Below are 15067 nucleotides of genomic sequence, written 5' to 3'. Positions count from 1 at the left end.
AACCAGAAGGAAGGGGCTGGAGTTTTTCTACAGCCTCGTTATGCACGAAGGTAGCTATGAAGTACTTAGAAAAGAATCTTGTAACGATCTACGGAAAACAGGCTTTCCTTGATTGGCTGATTTCTGTCGAGCCACGTTTACATAGATGGACCTTAGATCATCTCAATAGCGATCCTGGCGCATATTTGATTGAGGTTGAAGATCAGAATTGCCAGGGAGACGCTATAGAAAAGCACTTTAAACCTATATTTGTAGAAGAACTAGGAAACCATATTTCCGAAGAAAAATGGCCAAAAGAAATGACTTACGAGAACTTTTGCAATTGGTTCACTATTAAATACCATACATGTGTAGCAGACATGACATTAAATGACGGTAAAAATGCATAACAATCACAAGCAAGGGACCAAACTACGCTTCGCCAATTTGCAGTTCGCTTCGCTCACTTTACCGCAAATTAGCTCCACTCCGTTTGGCCCCTGTTGTGGGCGTTCAGGCTGTAGAAAAACTCGAGCACTTCTTGAAGTGGCAAATTTTTCGTGCGGAGAGTGCTCTGAAATGCTTTTCACCATGCAAACAGGACCAGAATTCACGTAGGAACGCGATTTGCTGGGCAAAATACAACCAGAAGGAAGGGGCTGGAGTTTTTCTACAGCCTCGTTAGGGCTCCAAACCTATGAAAGTCGTGCCAATTGGAGAAAATGATTGGGAGTCATTAAAAGATATTCGTTTAGAGTCACTTCGTGATTCACCTGATGCATTTGGTATCACATATGAGGAAGCGAAAGAACTTTCTGCAGAAAAATGGAAATCAATCGCATCCGGGGAGAGCGGGTTAAAATTTTTACTTGCGCGTTGTAATGGCGACGACATCGGGTTAATTGGTGGGGTTTACGCTGATGGAGAGTACGAGCTAGTTTCAATGTGGGTAAACCCCACGAATAGAGGGTGTGGAGTCGGTAGCAGTCTTGTCAAAGCGTTGCTCCGCCACGCTCAGTCTGAAGGGTTTGTAAACGTTGTACTGAACGTATCTCCAACTAATGAGGCGGCATGCAGCCTATATTCGAAAATTGGGTTCAAAGCCTTAGAAGAAGCCGGCACATTAAATGGAAATAGTGGTAAGGAGCTACAGAAAATGGCTTGGCACTCCGCCTCCGAGCCCTAACCAAGCGCTGCACCGGACGGCCAACGCTAAGCACCTTTGTGCTGGTCGCTGCGCTCCCATTTTCGCACAAAGGTGCTTAGCATTGTCCGCCGGTGAGCGCGACGTTCAGGCTGTAGAAAAACTCGAGCACTTCTTGAAGTGGCAAATTTTTCGTGCGGAGAGTGCTCTGAAATGCTTTTCACCATGCAAAACAGGACCAGAATTCACGTAGGAACGCGATTTGCTGGGCAAAATACAACCAGAAGGAAGGGGCTGGAGTTTTTCTACAGCCTCGTTATGTGATTATCCTATTGAAGTATTTATATGAAAATGAGCAATACGGGGCAGGTACTTGTTGAAAAAGCATAAATACCTTGCCCTTTACTGGTGGTAGATTCAAAACCTAAATCTTAGAATCAAGGAAGGAGCATTCATAATGTCAATCATAATAAAGAACTTAGTGACAGGAGACCCCAACGTAACTTGGAACCCGGGTGCGGTGCTAAGTGTTATCGGTACGCTTGAGCTGTCAATAGGTCATGCTGCAGTACAAAAAAACATTACAAGATTGACAATCGTTCGACGCGCTGACGTTGAAGATGGTCACTGGGAACTGTTTTTAGAGGGTAATGAAGGGCTCTGCGTAAAAATTGATCTCACTGTGCATGGGTACCGGATAATCTATGGCGCAGGCATTCCACAGGTCACCGCCGAGACTGACCCCGTACAAATACATAACGCGACGCTGGGCCAAATGGTTGAATGTTTGGTGACTGTATCAACAGCGCGAGGTGATTGGACCGGTACACAACTATACAATTGCCAGGACTTCGCTGTTGAATTCATGAAAGAGCTAAATAGACAACAGATATCTACTGGGCAAGGTCTAAGCTCAAGAAGTTTCAAGTATGAACTAATGCGAAAAGTCCGAAAGAACAGGTCGCCACTGGACTGGATGGACACCAATAGCATTAGGGATTTATACGGCCTATAGAGATAAAATAAGCAATCAATAGCAAGGAGTCCATTCCAAGTTTCCTCAATTGTAGCTGAATGGAATATGCAACAAATGCTAGTGAGCCAAATAGCAGAGATTGGGTCAGTTTATATGTTTGCATAGGTTATGTGATTCTTGCAAATGTCACATAACAAACGCGTCAATCAGGACGCTCGCAGGCTCGCGCCTATTACGCGGGCGTTATCGCGCTGGGCGAAGCCCGGCGTATCTTGCAGGGTGAAAGTCCCTGCCGGGTAAGGGGCTAGCCGCCCACCCGTATCGAGTGTTGATCTCATTGCGGAGCAGGTAACTGCGAACAATATTATGAGGTAAGCGTACACAGAGAATCCAGTAGGCCGTAGGGGAGATCGCGCTCCCTGAAGAGCTGTTACAGCTTCGAAACGTCGTCGAGGTCGCCGAGGGCTTTAACGCACTCGAAGGCAACACAAAGCATCCGTTAATGGCAAGGATGTGGAGGGCCTCCGGAGTATAGGCCGTGGCATGCTGGAAGAGATACGACGAGGAACCCAGGAAGCCCCAAAAGCTCCCGGTACGAAGTGACGTGATGACATTGACAGAGTTGGGACACGGAAGGGTGAGGAGCCCGGACACGGTGTGGGCTCGGATGGAATCATGGAACAAGGAGCGACCGGGCAGGCCTGTAAAGGCCGTATGCCGAGGGGTGTCTTATCAGGCATAGTACTCCGAGAACGGGAAAGCCGTTTACATGGGGAAGGACCTGACGGAAGTACGTAGCCCGTAAAGGAAACTCATGCCGGACACAGCAGGATCGGAATACTTTGAGTCAACCTCACTGCGGGGAATAGCCATGCGGGCACGCGCCTGCAAACACCACCGATTCAGGAATCTCTATCGGGAAATCAACCTGGACCTCCTGCGGCGCAGCTTTCGAGAACTCAATCCGAAGGCCGCCAAGGGCGTGGACGAAGTCACCTACCATGACTACGCCAACGGACTGGAGGAACGGCTGAAGGACCTGGTGGAGCGCCTGAAACACAAACGCTACCGTGCCCGACTGGTGCGGCGCGTGATGATCCCAAAGGGCAAAGGCAAAGAGAGGCCCCTCGGCATCCCGGCGCTCGAAGACAAACTCGTCCAGCGGGCGGCAGCCAAACTGCTCAACGCCATCTACGAGCAAGACTTCATCCAGAGCAGCTACGGATACCGACCGAGGCGGAGTCCGAAAGAGGCCATAGAAGACCTCACCTTCAACCTCCAATACGGCAGTTACGGTTACCTCGTCGAAGCCGACATCAAAGGCTTCTTCGACCACCTGGACCACGACTGGCTCATCACCATGCTCGAACAGCGTGTGGATGACAAAGCCTTCCTGCGCCTGATCCGCAAATGGCTCAAAGCCGGCATACTCGACACAGACGGACAAGTCCTCCACCCGGAAACGGGCAGCCCGCAAGGCGGCATTATCAGCCCCATCCTGGCCAACATCTACCTTTACTACGCCCTCGACCTCTGGTTCGAGAAAGTCGTGAAGCCCGGATGTGCAGGGCGGGCGATTATCTGCCGCTACGCGGACGACTGTGCGCCACGAAGGCGCACTGGAGGATGTGAATCCTCCGTGCAGCCGTGCTGCACAAGAGATGAGGGCGGGCCCCTCGGAGCCGCCGTGCAGGCGGAGGCTTCAAACCACCTACTGCTGCTGCACTTAAAAGGTGTGGTAGTGAGCGAGTATGGAAAAGGCCGGTCAAGAACCGGTCAGGTAAGGGCCGTGAAGTCGAACGCAAGTGAACCGCTGATGACGTGTCGAAAGCGTAGGGACGACGTCAAAACCGGGGGGAAGTCGTTAACCCGGGATAAGTCTGGGAGAAACCTGTCTACTGCCCAGGCGGCGTCCGGCATAAAGGCGGCGAGAACACGGCTCAGGCTCTTGTGTGGAACGTGGGAACCTGTCACCCCGATGCTAAGGGAGCGATGCAAGTGGAAGCCCCACGAGTATCTGAGTACCAATGCGGGGTACAGGGGCGGAGCAACCTGTAGTAGTGAGGAAGGCTCTGTAATGGAGCTGGAGCGAAGGGGTTGCCCTATCCAGCCTGAGACAAGAGTGCAACCAGCAATGGGAGGACACTCTTGAATCAGGCGAAGTCATTTCCTATCACTAAACGTCAGGTGTGGGAAGCCTACAAACGAGTCAAGGCCAATAAGGGCGGGGAAGGCGTAGACGGTCAGACCCTGGAGATGTTTGAAGAGAAGCTGGAAGGCAATCTCTATAAACTCTGGAATCGACTGGCGTCTGGTAGCTACATACCCCCACCGGTCAAACGCGTGGAGATTCCCAAGGCGGACGGTGGTGTTCGTCCACTGGGAATTCCAACGGTTGCGGACCGGGTTGCCCAAATGGTAGTCAAACAAGCCCTGGAGCCGGACCTGGAACGTCATTTTCATCCGGACTCCTACGGCTATCGGCCGGGCAAGTCAGCCCGTCAGGCGATTGGACAGGCGCGCAAGCGCTGCTGGCGCAACGACTGGGTCGTTGATCTGGATATCAGGGGTTTCTTCGATAACATCGATCATGAACTCTTGATGCGAGCGGTGCGCCACCACACCCAAGACAAATGGGTGCTGCTCTACATCGAGCGATGGCTGACAGCCCCGGTGCAACTGAATGGTGGGGCATTACAGGAGAGGACCAAGGGCACCCCGCAAGGGGGTGTGGTCAGTCCTCTGCTGGCGAACCTGTTCTTGCACCATACCTTCGATGCGTGGATGCAAAGGCACTATCCGAGCATTCCCTTCGAGCGGTACGCCGATGATAGTGTTTGTCACTGCCGCACACGGAAGCAGGCCGAACATCTGAAAAATGCGCTGGAACAGCGCTTTGCAGATTGTGGACTGGAACTTCATCCGGAGAAGACCAAGATTGTCTACTGCAAAGACGACGATCGACGTCTGGACTATCCCGCCACCAGTTTCGATTTTCTGGGTTACACCTTTCGCCCGAGAAGATCGAAAAATCGGAAGGGAAAGTTCTTCATCAACTTCAGTCCGGCGATCAGCAACAAAGCGGCGAAAGCAATCCGGCAGGAAGTACGCAGCTGGAAACTGCATCTGCGCAGCGACAAGTCACTGGAAGACTTGGCAAGGATGTTCAACGCGGTGATCCGCGGCTGGATCAATTACTACAGCGCATTTTACAAGTCAGCGCTGTATACAACCCTCCGGCGGATTGACCGTAGGCTCGTAATTTGGGCAACTCGCAAGTTCAAAAGACTGCGGGGCCACAGGAGGCGAGCAACCCACTGGTTGGAGCGTATTGCGCGCAGACAGCCGGGGTTGTTTGCCCATTGGCGTTTATTACATGGACAGGCTGGGTAGGAGGAGCCGGATGAGCGGAGACGTTCACGTCCGGTTCTGTGAGCGCCTCGGGGGGAGGGTCCCCGGGGCGACTCGACTCGTCTGCGCCTTCCAGTACAAGGTAGACGCAGACGCCTTCTACCGAGAGCTGCCGAAGAGGCTGGCAAAGTTCCATCTGGCCATAGCGCAGGAGAAGACACGGATCTGTCGCTTCAGCCGCTTCCACGCCGGTCACCAGAGCGAATCAAGGATCAGCTTCCTCGGCTTCGAACTCTGGTGGGGCTGGAACCGGTGCGGAATGCCCCAAATCCAGCGACGCACGGCGCCGAAGAAACAACAGGCTGCCGAGCAGCGCATAAGGGACTGGATCAAGAGAAATCGCAACCTCCCCGGCCACGCCTTCGTGGCTGGACTGAAACGGCGATTACAGGGACACTACAACTACTACGGCATTACAGGTAATCAAAAGGGGCTCTACCGCTTCTACCGAGAAGTCCTTGGACAGGTGTTCAAATGGCTGAATCGGCGGGGAGGAAAGCGCCGCAGCTTTACCTGGCCGCAGTTCAAGCGGGCGCTTGCACGCTTATGTATCCCGAAGCCAGTCATCAGGCCATGGGCAAGGAAGCGATTGGTGTATGCATGAGTAGCCCGTCGCGAAAGCGAGTACAACCGAGGAACCGGATGCGGGAAAACCGCACGTCCGGGACTGTGCCGGGGGCCTTGGGTGACCGGGGTTCCTACGGCGAGAAATTTCTATGGTCATATTTGTAGCAACAAAAGAAGGCTTTAAAGAGCTTAAGGAAATAATCCTTACTGGTAGATACCCGGTATGGGTTGGTGCAGATGTTCTTTCAAAGGAAGAAATGGCTGAGGTTAGAGAGGATGGCGTTTACCTTACCAATTTCTTGTACCCTATAGATCTCAACAATGCGGAGGTCGTTAGTGAGGCACTGGAAAGCATAGCTTTGCATTCAGAACCAGCGGCGTTAGTGGAGAAGGTTCGTGCACTCATCAAAATGTAACGAGGTGCTGCAGCCGACGCCTTACTTTGTGCACGGTCGCTGCGCTCCCATTATCGTGCAAAAAGCACACAAATTAAGAAAAGTCTGAAAAAATTGGAGGCTAATGTATATTCGCTGGGAGAAGCTTATTCTTGCCAAATGGCTCGGAATCGACAATCCGGCGAAGACAGTGCGCAAGTCTCTGGAAGGTAAATAGCACCATGAGCAAAGTATTGTTTATCTGCAGCCGTAATCAGTGGCGAAGTCCAACGGCCGAAGCTGTGTGGCGTAAACAGCCAAACATAAGTGTTCGGTCTGCGGGTACAAGCCCAAAGGCTCGGAGAACAGTCAGCCAAGCGGACATTCGCTGGGCTGATATTATTGTTGTGATGGAGCAGAAGCATAAAAATAGGCTGGTGACAGAATTCACTTGTCTTTTAGATCACAAGCCTATTCATGTGCTGGAAATTCCCGACGAGTACAAATATATGGACCCAGAACTTGTTGAAACTTTGAAGGAAACTGTAGGTGCTTGTCTCGAACTTCAATGATCAGCTCCCCTTAACCAATTGTTCAACCGGACGCCCACTGCTGACGCAATGGCCACCGATTAATTCCGAGTTAGAAATCAATCAGGAGTAGCATGGATATCAACTGGCAAGGTTTAATCACCGGCGCAATAACAGTTTTTGTGATTACTTACTTTACGAAAAGAGCTACCTACGCTGCGCAGGAAGGCGAATTAAAATTTGGATTGTTTATGAAAGGATTGGGTCTAGTGTGCTTACTATTCTCGGCGGTTCCGTTTGTCGTATTTTTAACTGGAAACTATCAGATTGATAAACCTGGAGAAACAACAGCTCTTATTGGTTTAACCATTGGTTTTGGTGTGGGTGCTATTTACACGTTAGCTGAAGGGTTCTTTGTTAAAGGCTCTTATGATGACACTTCAATTTACTTCTCAACGCCTTGGACCGGAAAAAAGAATGAGAAATGGGATGATCTTGAATCAATAAATTTTAACGGTTGGTGTTATTGGTATGTACTCAAATTCAAAAGCGGTAAGGTAATTCGCGTATCCTCGTACTTAGGTGGTCATGGTTATTTGTTGGAGTTTTTGCAGGATCGTGGCCATGACTCTTAGTATCACTTTGAACCGCGGAAAAAACCTCAAGCGGACGCTAGAAAACGCGCCGCTTAGCTGCCGGTGTGTCCATTGATCTGGCATCGTGGGCACCGCGAGCAGGAATACCGCGCGGCGCATGTCGATACGCCGGGTGTAGTCCGTCTCGGTGCCGCGGATGGCGTCACTGAGTTCGCCTCACATAGAGCGCGTGGGTGCCGGGTTAAGGCTATCGGCGTTAAGTTCGGTCAGTGGCCGAACAACAACCGCACAGCCACGCTGAACATCATGATGGCCACACCGAGATCGAGCAGGCGCCAAGTCGCCGGTCGCGCCAGCCAGGGCGAGAGCCAGGCGGCGCCGAGGGCGAGGCCGAAGAACCAGGTCAGCGATGCGCTGGCGGCGCCCAGCGCATAGGCGCCCGGTTCGGTCTGTTGGGCGCCGAGGGAGCCGATCAGCAGCACAGTGTCCAGATAGACATGCGGGTTGAGCAGGGTCACCGCCAAGGCGGTGAGCAGTACCGCGCGACGCGAGCGCGGTCCGGCTTCCGCGGCCCCTTCGAGCCCCTGCGGGCGAAGGGCGCGGAGCAGGGCCTTGAGTCCGTACCAGAGCAGGAAGGCCGCGCCGCCCCAGCGCGCCATCGCCAGCAGCGCTGGGCTCTTCAGCAGCAGCGCGGCCAGGCCGAACACGCCGGCGGAGACCAGCACCGCATCGCACAAAACGCAGAGCGCGGCCACCGGCAGGTGGTGTTCGCGGCGCAGGCTCTGCGCCAGCACGAAGGCATTCTGCGCGCCGATGGCGACGATCAGCCCGGCGCCCAACAGCAGTCCGTTGAGGTAGCTCTGCCACATATCGATATTCCTCCGGGTTGGCCTGCCGGTACGCGGTGAGGCGGGCAGTGGTGATGCTGGCGAGTCTGGACCGGAAGGTGATATAAGAAAAACAAATCTTGCTGATTACCCATTAGGAAAATCGATATGTTCGACTACAAGCTGCTCTCCGCGCTCGCCGCCGTGGTGGAGCAGGCCGGTTTCGAGCGGGCCGCGCTGGTACTGGGCCTGTCGCAGTCGGCGGTATCGCAGCGGATCAAGCTGCTCGAGGCGCGGGTCGGCCAGCCGGTATTGGTGCGGGCGACACCGCCGCAGCCCACTGACTTGGGCCGGCGACTGCTCAACCATGTGCAGCAGGTACGCCTGCTCGAGCGCGACCTGCAGGGCCAGGTCCCGGCGCTCGACGAGGGCGGCCAGCCGGAGCGACTGCGCGTCGCGATCAACGCCGACAGCCTGGCGACCTGGTGGGCGCCGGCGGTGGCCGATTTCTGCGCTGGGCACCGGGTGTTGCTGGATCATGTGGTGGAGGATCAGGATGTCGGGCTCAAACGCATGCGTGCCGGTGAAGTGGCGGCCTGCGTCTGCGCCGCCGAGCGGCCGGTGGCCGGCGCGCGCAGTGTCGCGCTGGGGGCCATGCGCTACCGGGCGGTGGCCAGTCCGGCGTTCATCGACCGCCATTTTCCTGCCGGGGTGACGCCCGCCGCGCTGGCGCACAGCCCGGCTATCGTTTTCGGGCCGGACGATTTTCTCCAGCATCGCTATCTGGAATCGCTGGGCGTCGCGGGTGGTTTCGCCTATCACCTCTGCCCGTCTTCCGAGGGATTCGTCCACCTTACCTCGGGTGGTTTCGGTTGGGGGCTGGTGCCGGAGTTGCAGGTGGCCGGTGAGTTGGCCCGTGGCGAACTGGTCGAGCTGTTGCCGGAGCGGCCGGTGGATGTGCCGCTCTACTGGCACCACTGGCGCAACGGTGGCGAGTTGTTGGGGGAGCTCACCCGCCAGCTTGTACGGCTGGCCGAACGGCTATTGGTGCGGTAGAGGCAGGCTTACCCTCCCATGGGAGCCAGCCCTGCTGGCGAAGAGGGCTTGGCAGATAGCACCCGGATTAATCGCCTGCAAGGCAGGCTCCCACAGAGCCGGGCTGGAATATCAGGCCGCGAACTCGATTTCCACCAGGCTGCAGCTCTGCGTATAACCCATCGCCCGCTTGATGGTGGGATACACCGAGGCGGTGGCCACGCAGACTCCCAGTTCGATGCGCTGGGACTTGTCCAGCTGCGCGTCGATGCGCTCCTCCAACTGCGGATCGATATTGCGGTAGTTGGCCACCGCGGTGGCGAAATCGAAAACATCCTTCAGGTTCTCCGGCAGCCGGCTGCCACCTTGGAGGCAGGCCTGTACCAACTGCTGGTCCACGCCGGCCTCCAGCGCCATGCGCACATTGAGCTGCAAACACTCGCCGCAGTCCGCAACCTGCATCGCGGCGAGCTTGCTCACCCAATAAGTCTCCAGCGGCAGGAACTCCAGGTGGTAGGACAGCGGGCGGAAGTCGGCGAACTTTTGATAGCCCTCCGGTGAGCTTTGCAAAAACTCCTTCAGGTAGTTCACGTTGTAGCGGTAGTGGCTGGAAAAGCTCTCCAGGTTCTGCAGGTGTTCTTCGGTGGTCATCGCGTTTCTCCTAACGTTGATGAGGAGATCTCATCATCCACCAGCAAAATCGCCGGTAAAAGTTAGATTCCATCAGCTATTTCGATAGGTGGGCTGTAGTAGTTGCCATACAGGCGCCGGGCCTCCCTGGCGAACCAGCGCGCGGCGGTGCCCTGGGGTGTTTTGCCGGACCACAGCAGGTCCACGCCCAGGCTCCAGGCGCTCAGCGCGTTGGACAGGTTCAGCTCCACCAGCTTGCCGCTCTTCAGGAAATGGCGCGCCAGCTCGTAGGGGGCGTTGACCCAGCCCACGCCCTTGCAGGCCAGGTCCAGCGCCTGCAGCAGCGAATCGCTGCTCCAGGTCTGCGGGGACAGCTGCCAGCGGCGGTTGCCCGAGGGGGAGGCGGTGATGATCTGCCGGTGCCTGGCCGCCTCGTTGAGGGAGGCGGAGGGGGTTTGCGCCAGCGGGTGGTCCGGGCTGGCGAGGGTGAGAATCCGCTGCTGCCCCAGGTTGTTGAAATCCAGTTCGTCCGGATAGCCGTCGCGGGCGGTGACAAAGGCGAAATCCGCACCGCCGTCGGCGATCTGGCGGATGGCCTGTTCGTCGGTGGCGGTGCTGGCGTGGATCTGGGTGTGGGGAAAACGCTCGGCGAAGGCCGCCAGCATGTCGTTGAGCTTGTCGGGCATCACCAGCTCTTCGAACAGGACCCGCAGCAGTGGCTCCTCGCCTCGCTGGTAGGAGTCTGCCGCCTGCTGGAAGCGGCGCAGCTGGCCGATGGCCTGGCGCGCCAGGGGCAGCAGCGACTGCGCCGCCGCCGTCGGGGTCGGGTACTTGCCGCTGCGGTCGAAGAGCTCCAGCCCCAGGTCCAGTTCCAGGTTCTGGATCTGCGCGCTGACCGCCGACTGGGCGCGCCCCATCTCCCGCGCCACCGCGGAGAAGGAACCCTTTTCGCAGGCGGCGACGAAGGTGCGCAGCTGGTCCAGGTTGAGGTTGTTCATTTGGGGGTCTCTGACGAAGTATCTGTAGGAGCGGCGGGGCGGCCATCCGCCCATGGCCGCGATCAGTGGTTTTTGCGAAGTCCGATCGCGGCCATGGGCCGCTCCTACAAGGGGAGGAGGCTCAGGGCTGTTCGTGTTCGGTCAGGTACTGGTTTTTCAGTTTTACGTAATTGTCGGCGGAGTAGCGGAAGAATTCCCGCTCCTTGTCCGACAGCGGCCGCGCCTTTTTGCAGGGCGCGCCCACGTACAGGTAGCCGCTCTCCAGGGTGCGCCCGGGCGGCACCAGCGCGCCGGCGGCCACCACCACCTCGTCCTCGATCACCGCGCCGTCGAGCACAATGGCGCCGATGCCGATTAGCACGCGGCTGCCGACGGTGCAGCCGTGCAGGCAGGCCTTGTGGCCGATGGTCACGTCGTCGCCGATGGTGAGCGGCCAGCCCTCCGGATTGAAGGGGCCGGCGTGGGTGATATGCAGTACCGAGCCGTCCTGAACGCTGGTGCGCGCGCCGATGCGGATCTGGTGCATATCGCCGCGCACCACCGCCATGGGCCAGACCGAGCTGTCGTCGCCGAGGGTGACATCGCCGATCACCGAGGACTGTGGGTCGATATACACCCCGCTGCCGAGCTGGGGGGATTTCTCCCGTTCGTTGTCGCCGTGGGGGCGCAGTGGGGACATAACGCATCTCCTGTACAATCGGTCCATTATCATAGCCTTATCGATTTTTCTGCGCAGGGTGCTGTATGTCCAATCCGCTGTTGAATTTCCCCCTCCTACCATCCTTCGACCAGTTGCAGCCGGAGCAGGTGGAACCCGCTATCGCTGAATTGATTGAGCGCTGCCACGCCGAACTGGAGAGCGGGCTGAAGAACCCGGGCTGGGACACCACCCTGGCCCCGCTGGAGGAGGCCCAGGACAGGCTCAACCGGGCCTTTTCCCCGGTTGGCCACCTGAACAGCGTGCTCAGCGGCCCCTGGCGGGCGCCCTACGAGGCGGCGCTGGCCAAGGTCACCGATTACTGGACCGAACTGGGCCAGAACCGCGATCTCTACCGGGTCTACCAGCAGCTGGCCGAGACGAAGGAATTCACCGGCTGGCCCCAGGCGCGCCGGCAGGCGGTGAAGCTGGGCCTGCGGGATTTCGTGCTCGGCGGCGTGGGCCTGGAGGGCGGGGCGCGGGAGCGCTTCGCCGCCAACAGCCGCCGGCTGGCGGAGCTGGGCAGCCGCTTCGCCAACAATGTGCTGGATGCCACCAATGCCTGGACCTACCACACAGAGGACGAAGCGGAGCTGGCCGGGCTGCCGCAGACCGCGCTCGCGGCGGCCGCCGCCGCGGCGCAGGCGAAGGACCTGTCCGGCTGGCTGATCACCCTGGAGGGGCCCAGCTACCTGGCGGTGATGACCCACGCGGACAACCGCCAGCTGCGCGAGCGGGTGTACCTGGCGTTTGTCACCCGCGCCTCGGAGACCGGCCCCCAGGGCGGTCAGTTCGACAATTCCGCGGTGATGGAAGAGATACTGGCGCTGCGCGCCGAGCAGGCCAAATTGCTGGGCATGTCCAATTACGCCGAGCTTTCCCTGGCCAGCAAGATGGCACCGGACTGCGAAAAAGTACTGGAATTCCTCGAGGACCTGGCGGCGCGGGCCAGACCCGCCGCCGAGCGCGAGTTCGCCGAACTGCGGGAATTCGCCGCGGAAAAGCTACACCTCGAAAAAACAGGACTGGAAGAGCTGCAACCCTGGGATATCGCCTGGACCGCGGAGAAGCTCAAGCAGGAGCGCTATGCCGTCAGCCAGGAGGAGCTGCGCCCCTATTTCCCCTATGAAAAAGTGCTCGCCGGGCTCTTCGCGGTGGTGGAAAAACTGTTCGGCGTCACCGTGGAGGGGGACACCTCGGTGGCCACTTGGCACCGCGATGTGCAGTTCTTCTGGCTGCTGCGCGGCGGCGAGCGCATCGCCGGCTTTTATCTCGATCCCTTCGCTCGCGAGAACAAGCGCGGCGGTGCCTGGATGAATACCGTGTGCGTGCGCCGGCAGGGGGCTTCGGGCCTGCAATTGCCGGTGGCCTACTTGGTGTGCAACTTCTCTCCTCCCGCTGCAGGCGCCTCTTCACCCGCTGCGGGCGCTTCTGCTCCCGCTGGTGGCGCTCCATCGCTGCTGACCCACTACGAAGTCACCACCCTGTTCCACGAATTCGGCCACGGCCTGCATCATATGCTCACCCGGGTGAATGTGGCCGCGGTGTCCGGCATCAACGGCGTGGCCTGGGACGCGGTGGAGCTGCCCAGCCAGTTCCTGGAGAACTGGTGTTGGCAGCCCGAGGCCATCGCGATGATCTCCGGCCACCACGAGACCGGCGAGCCGCTGCCGCAAGCGCTGCTGGACAAAATGCTGGCGGCGAAGAATTTTCAGTCCGCCATGTTCACCGTGCGCCAACTGGAGTTCGCCCTATTCGATTTCCGCCTGCACTGCCGCGACAGCGGCGCCAGCGCAGAGGAAATCCAGCAACTGCTGAATGCCGTGCGCGCACAGGTGGCGGTGGTGCCGGTGGCGGAGGAGAACCGCTTCCAGCACGGCTTCAGCCATATCTTCGCCGGCGGTTATGCGGCTGGCTATTACAGCTACAAGTGGGCCGAGGTGCTGTCTGCGGACGCCTTCTCGCTGTTCGAGGAGAAGGGTATTTTCGATCGGGACACCGGCGACAGATTCCTGCACAGCATCCTCGAACAGGGCGGCAGTCGCGACGCACTGGACCTGTTCACAGAATTTCGCGGCCGCGAACCTAAAATAGACGCGCTGCTGCACCACAGCGGCATCGTAGAGTGCGACGAGACCGCCCATGAGTGACGATAACTTGAGTAACAACAGCTTGAGTAACACCAGCAAAAAACCCGTGAAGAAGCGCTTTATCGCCGGGGCCGTGTGCCCCCGCTGCGGGGAGATGGACCGGATCGTCAACTACCGCCAAGAGGGCAGGAATTTCCGCGAGTGCGTGGCCTGCGGTTTCGAGGACGAAATCCGCCTACAGTCTGCGCCGCGGGTGCCGGGTACGCGGGTCGACAATAGTGAAACCGCGAAAGAGATCGAAGTTCCGGTAAGAATCATTCAACCACCCAAAAAATAAAGCGTGAAAAAATACTATCCACTGCTGGCCTTCCTGCTGGTTATCGCCATCGCAAGTCTTTACGGTCTGGATCACTACCGCGAACTGCGCGAGCGGCAGCGGGAGCAGACGGCGCTGCTGCTGGCTCGCTGCGTCAACCAGGGCATCCTGTCGCTGTTCAAGCTGCAGGCCAACGACTGGCGTGCGCGGCCGGACTTCTACCGCGAACAGGAGGAAAAACTGGATGCGGCGGTGGCGCAGTTGCCGCCGCAGCTGCTGGAGGGCAGCCCCTTCGCCGAGTGGCAGGCGGCGGTGGAAATTTGCGGCAAGCTCACCCGCCATAGCAACCTGCAGCACCGGACTATTTTCCGCCCGCTGGGGCAGTTCTCGTCGCGGGAAATGTTCGCCCCGACGGCCCTGAAGGACCGCAGGGCCCAGGGCCAGCGCCGGCGGGTCATCGGCAAGCTGCAGGTCTCCGCGCAGGCCGCGGAACGCTACCTGGAGGACCTGCGCGCGGATGTCCGCAATCAGGTGAACAGCGGCGGCCTGTCGCCGGAGAGCCGGGAAAAGGTTCATGCGGAAATCGACGCGCAGGTGCTGGACTACTACCGCCGCGGCAACTTTTCCTCGCGACAGGTCAACGCCCACCTGGAGCGGGTGGCGCGCTACTACCAGCTGCTGGCGGAAAACCCGCGCGGCTATACGCTGCGCGGCGGCAGCCTGTACTTCTACGATAAAAACCTGCGCCGGGAGATCGACGATCTCAACAGTGCGATTCTGCAGGGCGAGGCGGAATTCTACGCAAACTGGCAGCAGATCCTGCAGCATCAGCAGGTGCGTATCTGAGAAGCTATTCGCAATCGAATGCTCCTTCGTAGGATGGGCACAAATCGGCAG

General features: G+C 57.9%; 17 protein-coding genes. 13 read left to right on the top strand and 4 right to left on the bottom strand.

The genetic code is table 11. From position 1 onward, the window contains the following. Positions 1–56: 56 nt before the first annotated feature. The 9 genes from PP263_RS15520 (at position 57) to PP263_RS15480 (ending at position 7616) form a co-directional block, all read left to right on the top strand. Positions 57–389 (top strand): hypothetical protein, encoded by a 333-nt coding sequence (locus PP263_RS15520; protein WP_308364568.1) that lies wholly within the window; start codon positions 57–59, stop codon positions 387–389. Between the two features lie 287 nt (positions 390–676). Next, entirely contained in the window at positions 677–1165 is a 489-nt protein-coding gene (locus PP263_RS15515) for a GNAT family N-acetyltransferase (protein WP_308364566.1), read from the top strand. Between the two features lie 415 nt (positions 1166–1580). Next, on the top strand, positions 1581–2138 hold the full coding sequence (locus tag PP263_RS15510) for a hypothetical protein (RefSeq protein ID WP_308364565.1): 558 nt from the start codon (positions 1581–1583) through the stop codon (positions 2136–2138). 832 nt (positions 2139–2970) lie between these two features. Then, complete coding sequence (locus PP263_RS15505) at positions 2971–4251, top strand: reverse transcriptase domain-containing protein (protein ID WP_308364564.1); 1281 nt, start codon at positions 2971–2973, stop codon at positions 4249–4251. 35 nt (positions 4252–4286) lie between these two features. Beyond that, positions 4287–5492 (top strand): group II intron reverse transcriptase/maturase, encoded by a 1206-nt coding sequence (ltrA, locus tag PP263_RS15500; protein WP_308364412.1) that lies wholly within the window; start codon positions 4287–4289, stop codon positions 5490–5492. A 10-nt stretch (positions 5493–5502) separates the two neighbouring features. Then, complete coding sequence (locus PP263_RS15495) at positions 5503–6114, top strand: group II intron maturase-specific domain-containing protein (protein ID WP_308364562.1); 612 nt, start codon at positions 5503–5505, stop codon at positions 6112–6114. Between the two features lie 112 nt (positions 6115–6226). After that, positions 6227–6493 carry a hypothetical protein gene (locus tag PP263_RS15490; protein ID WP_308364561.1) on the top strand — a complete coding sequence of 89 codons (267 nt, stop codon included), beginning with the start codon at positions 6227–6229 and terminating at the stop codon, positions 6491–6493. Positions 6494–6693: 200 nt separating this feature from the next. Next, complete coding sequence (locus tag PP263_RS15485) at positions 6694–7023, top strand: phosphotyrosine protein phosphatase (RefSeq protein ID WP_308364559.1); 330 nt, start codon at positions 6694–6696, stop codon at positions 7021–7023. A gap of 92 nt (positions 7024–7115) precedes the next feature. Beyond that, positions 7116–7616: a hypothetical protein gene (locus tag PP263_RS15480; protein ID WP_308364558.1), complete on the top strand. Its 501-nt coding sequence runs from the start codon at positions 7116–7118 to the stop codon at positions 7614–7616. 227 nt (positions 7617–7843) lie between these two features. Here the strand turns inward: PP263_RS15480 and PP263_RS15475 are convergent, their stop codons facing one another. Further along, complete coding sequence (locus PP263_RS15475) at positions 7844–8446, bottom strand: LysE/ArgO family amino acid transporter (protein WP_308364557.1); 603 nt, start codon at positions 8444–8446, stop codon at positions 7844–7846. Between the two features lie 126 nt (positions 8447–8572). Here PP263_RS15475 and PP263_RS15470 point away from each other — a divergent pair, with 126 nt between their 5' ends. Next, a complete protein-coding gene (locus tag PP263_RS15470) occupies positions 8573–9460 on the top strand; it encodes a LysR family transcriptional regulator ArgP (RefSeq protein WP_308364556.1) in 888 nt (295 codons plus the stop codon). 111 nt (positions 9461–9571) lie between these two features. Here PP263_RS15470 and PP263_RS15465 read toward each other — a convergent pair whose 3' ends face one another. The 3 genes from PP263_RS15465 to PP263_RS15455 all read right to left on the bottom strand — a co-directional run bounded on the left by PP263_RS15465 (position 9572) and on the right by PP263_RS15455 (position 11746). Next, entirely contained in the window at positions 9572–10090 is a 519-nt protein-coding gene (locus tag PP263_RS15465) for a hypothetical protein (protein WP_308364555.1), read from the bottom strand. 62 nt (positions 10091–10152) lie between these two features. Beyond that, positions 10153–11067, bottom strand: coding sequence for a LysR family transcriptional regulator (locus PP263_RS15460; RefSeq protein ID WP_308364553.1), 915 nt, complete (start codon positions 11065–11067; stop codon positions 10153–10155). Positions 11068–11188: 121 nt separating this feature from the next. Next, entirely contained in the window at positions 11189–11746 is a 558-nt protein-coding gene (locus tag PP263_RS15455) for a gamma carbonic anhydrase family protein (protein WP_308364552.1), read from the bottom strand. 65 nt (positions 11747–11811) lie between these two features. Here PP263_RS15455 and PP263_RS15450 point away from each other — a divergent pair, with 65 nt between their 5' ends. From PP263_RS15450 to PP263_RS15440, 3 genes are read left to right on the top strand one after another with little or no spacing between them, the layout of a single operon-like run. After that, positions 11812–13914, top strand: coding sequence for a M3 family metallopeptidase (locus PP263_RS15450; RefSeq protein ID WP_308364551.1), 2103 nt, complete (start codon positions 11812–11814; stop codon positions 13912–13914). Beyond that, positions 13907–14191: a YheV family putative zinc ribbon protein gene (locus tag PP263_RS15445; RefSeq protein WP_374693665.1), complete on the top strand. Its 285-nt coding sequence runs from the start codon at positions 13907–13909 to the stop codon at positions 14189–14191. The genes PP263_RS15450 and PP263_RS15445 overlap by 8 nt, the downstream gene beginning before the upstream one ends. A gap of 3 nt (positions 14192–14194) precedes the next feature. Beyond that, positions 14195–15016 carry a hypothetical protein gene (locus PP263_RS15440; protein WP_308364550.1) on the top strand — a complete coding sequence of 274 codons (822 nt, stop codon included), beginning with the start codon at positions 14195–14197 and terminating at the stop codon, positions 15014–15016. The last annotated feature ends 51 nt before the right edge of the window (positions 15017–15067 follow it).

It is taken from the genome of Microbulbifer sp. TB1203 (assembly GCF_030997045.1).
In the GTDB taxonomy this organism is placed as follows: domain Bacteria; phylum Pseudomonadota; class Gammaproteobacteria; order Pseudomonadales; family Cellvibrionaceae; genus Microbulbifer.
The sequence above is the reverse complement of the archived record's forward strand: the minus strand, read 5'-3'. Positions and strand labels throughout refer to the sequence as shown.

Bases quoted from the DNA above. Each gene is read 5' to 3' on its own strand.
- PP263_RS15520 (WP_308364568.1), top strand. From the start codon at position 57: ATGAAGTACTTAGAAAAGAATCTTGTAACGATCTACGGAAAACAGGCT.
- PP263_RS15515 (WP_308364566.1), top strand. From the start codon at position 677: ATGAAAGTCGTGCCAATTGGAGAAAATGATTGGGAGTCATTAAAAGAT.
- PP263_RS15510 (WP_308364565.1), top strand. From the start codon at position 1,581: ATGTCAATCATAATAAAGAACTTAGTGACAGGAGACCCCAACGTAACT.
- PP263_RS15505 (WP_308364564.1), top strand. From the start codon at position 2,971: ATGCGGGCACGCGCCTGCAAACACCACCGATTCAGGAATCTCTATCGG.
- PP263_RS15495 (WP_308364562.1), top strand. From the start codon at position 5,503: ATGAGCGGAGACGTTCACGTCCGGTTCTGTGAGCGCCTCGGGGGGAGG.
- PP263_RS15490 (WP_308364561.1), top strand. From the start codon at position 6,227: ATGGTCATATTTGTAGCAACAAAAGAAGGCTTTAAAGAGCTTAAGGAA.
- PP263_RS15485 (WP_308364559.1), top strand. From the start codon at position 6,694: ATGAGCAAAGTATTGTTTATCTGCAGCCGTAATCAGTGGCGAAGTCCA.
- PP263_RS15480 (WP_308364558.1), top strand. From the start codon at position 7,116: ATGGATATCAACTGGCAAGGTTTAATCACCGGCGCAATAACAGTTTTT.
- PP263_RS15475 (WP_308364557.1), bottom strand. From the start codon at position 8,446: ATGTGGCAGAGCTACCTCAACGGACTGCTGTTGGGCGCCGGGCTGATC.
- PP263_RS15470 (WP_308364556.1), top strand. From the start codon at position 8,573: ATGTTCGACTACAAGCTGCTCTCCGCGCTCGCCGCCGTGGTGGAGCAG.
- PP263_RS15465 (WP_308364555.1), bottom strand. From the start codon at position 10,090: ATGACCACCGAAGAACACCTGCAGAACCTGGAGAGCTTTTCCAGCCAC.
- PP263_RS15460 (WP_308364553.1), bottom strand. From the start codon at position 11,067: ATGAACAACCTCAACCTGGACCAGCTGCGCACCTTCGTCGCCGCCTGC.
- PP263_RS15455 (WP_308364552.1), bottom strand. From the start codon at position 11,746: ATGTCCCCACTGCGCCCCCACGGCGACAACGAACGGGAGAAATCCCCC.
- PP263_RS15450 (WP_308364551.1), top strand. From the start codon at position 11,812: ATGTCCAATCCGCTGTTGAATTTCCCCCTCCTACCATCCTTCGACCAG.
- PP263_RS15445 (WP_374693665.1), top strand. From the start codon at position 13,907: ATGAGTGACGATAACTTGAGTAACAACAGCTTGAGTAACACCAGCAAA.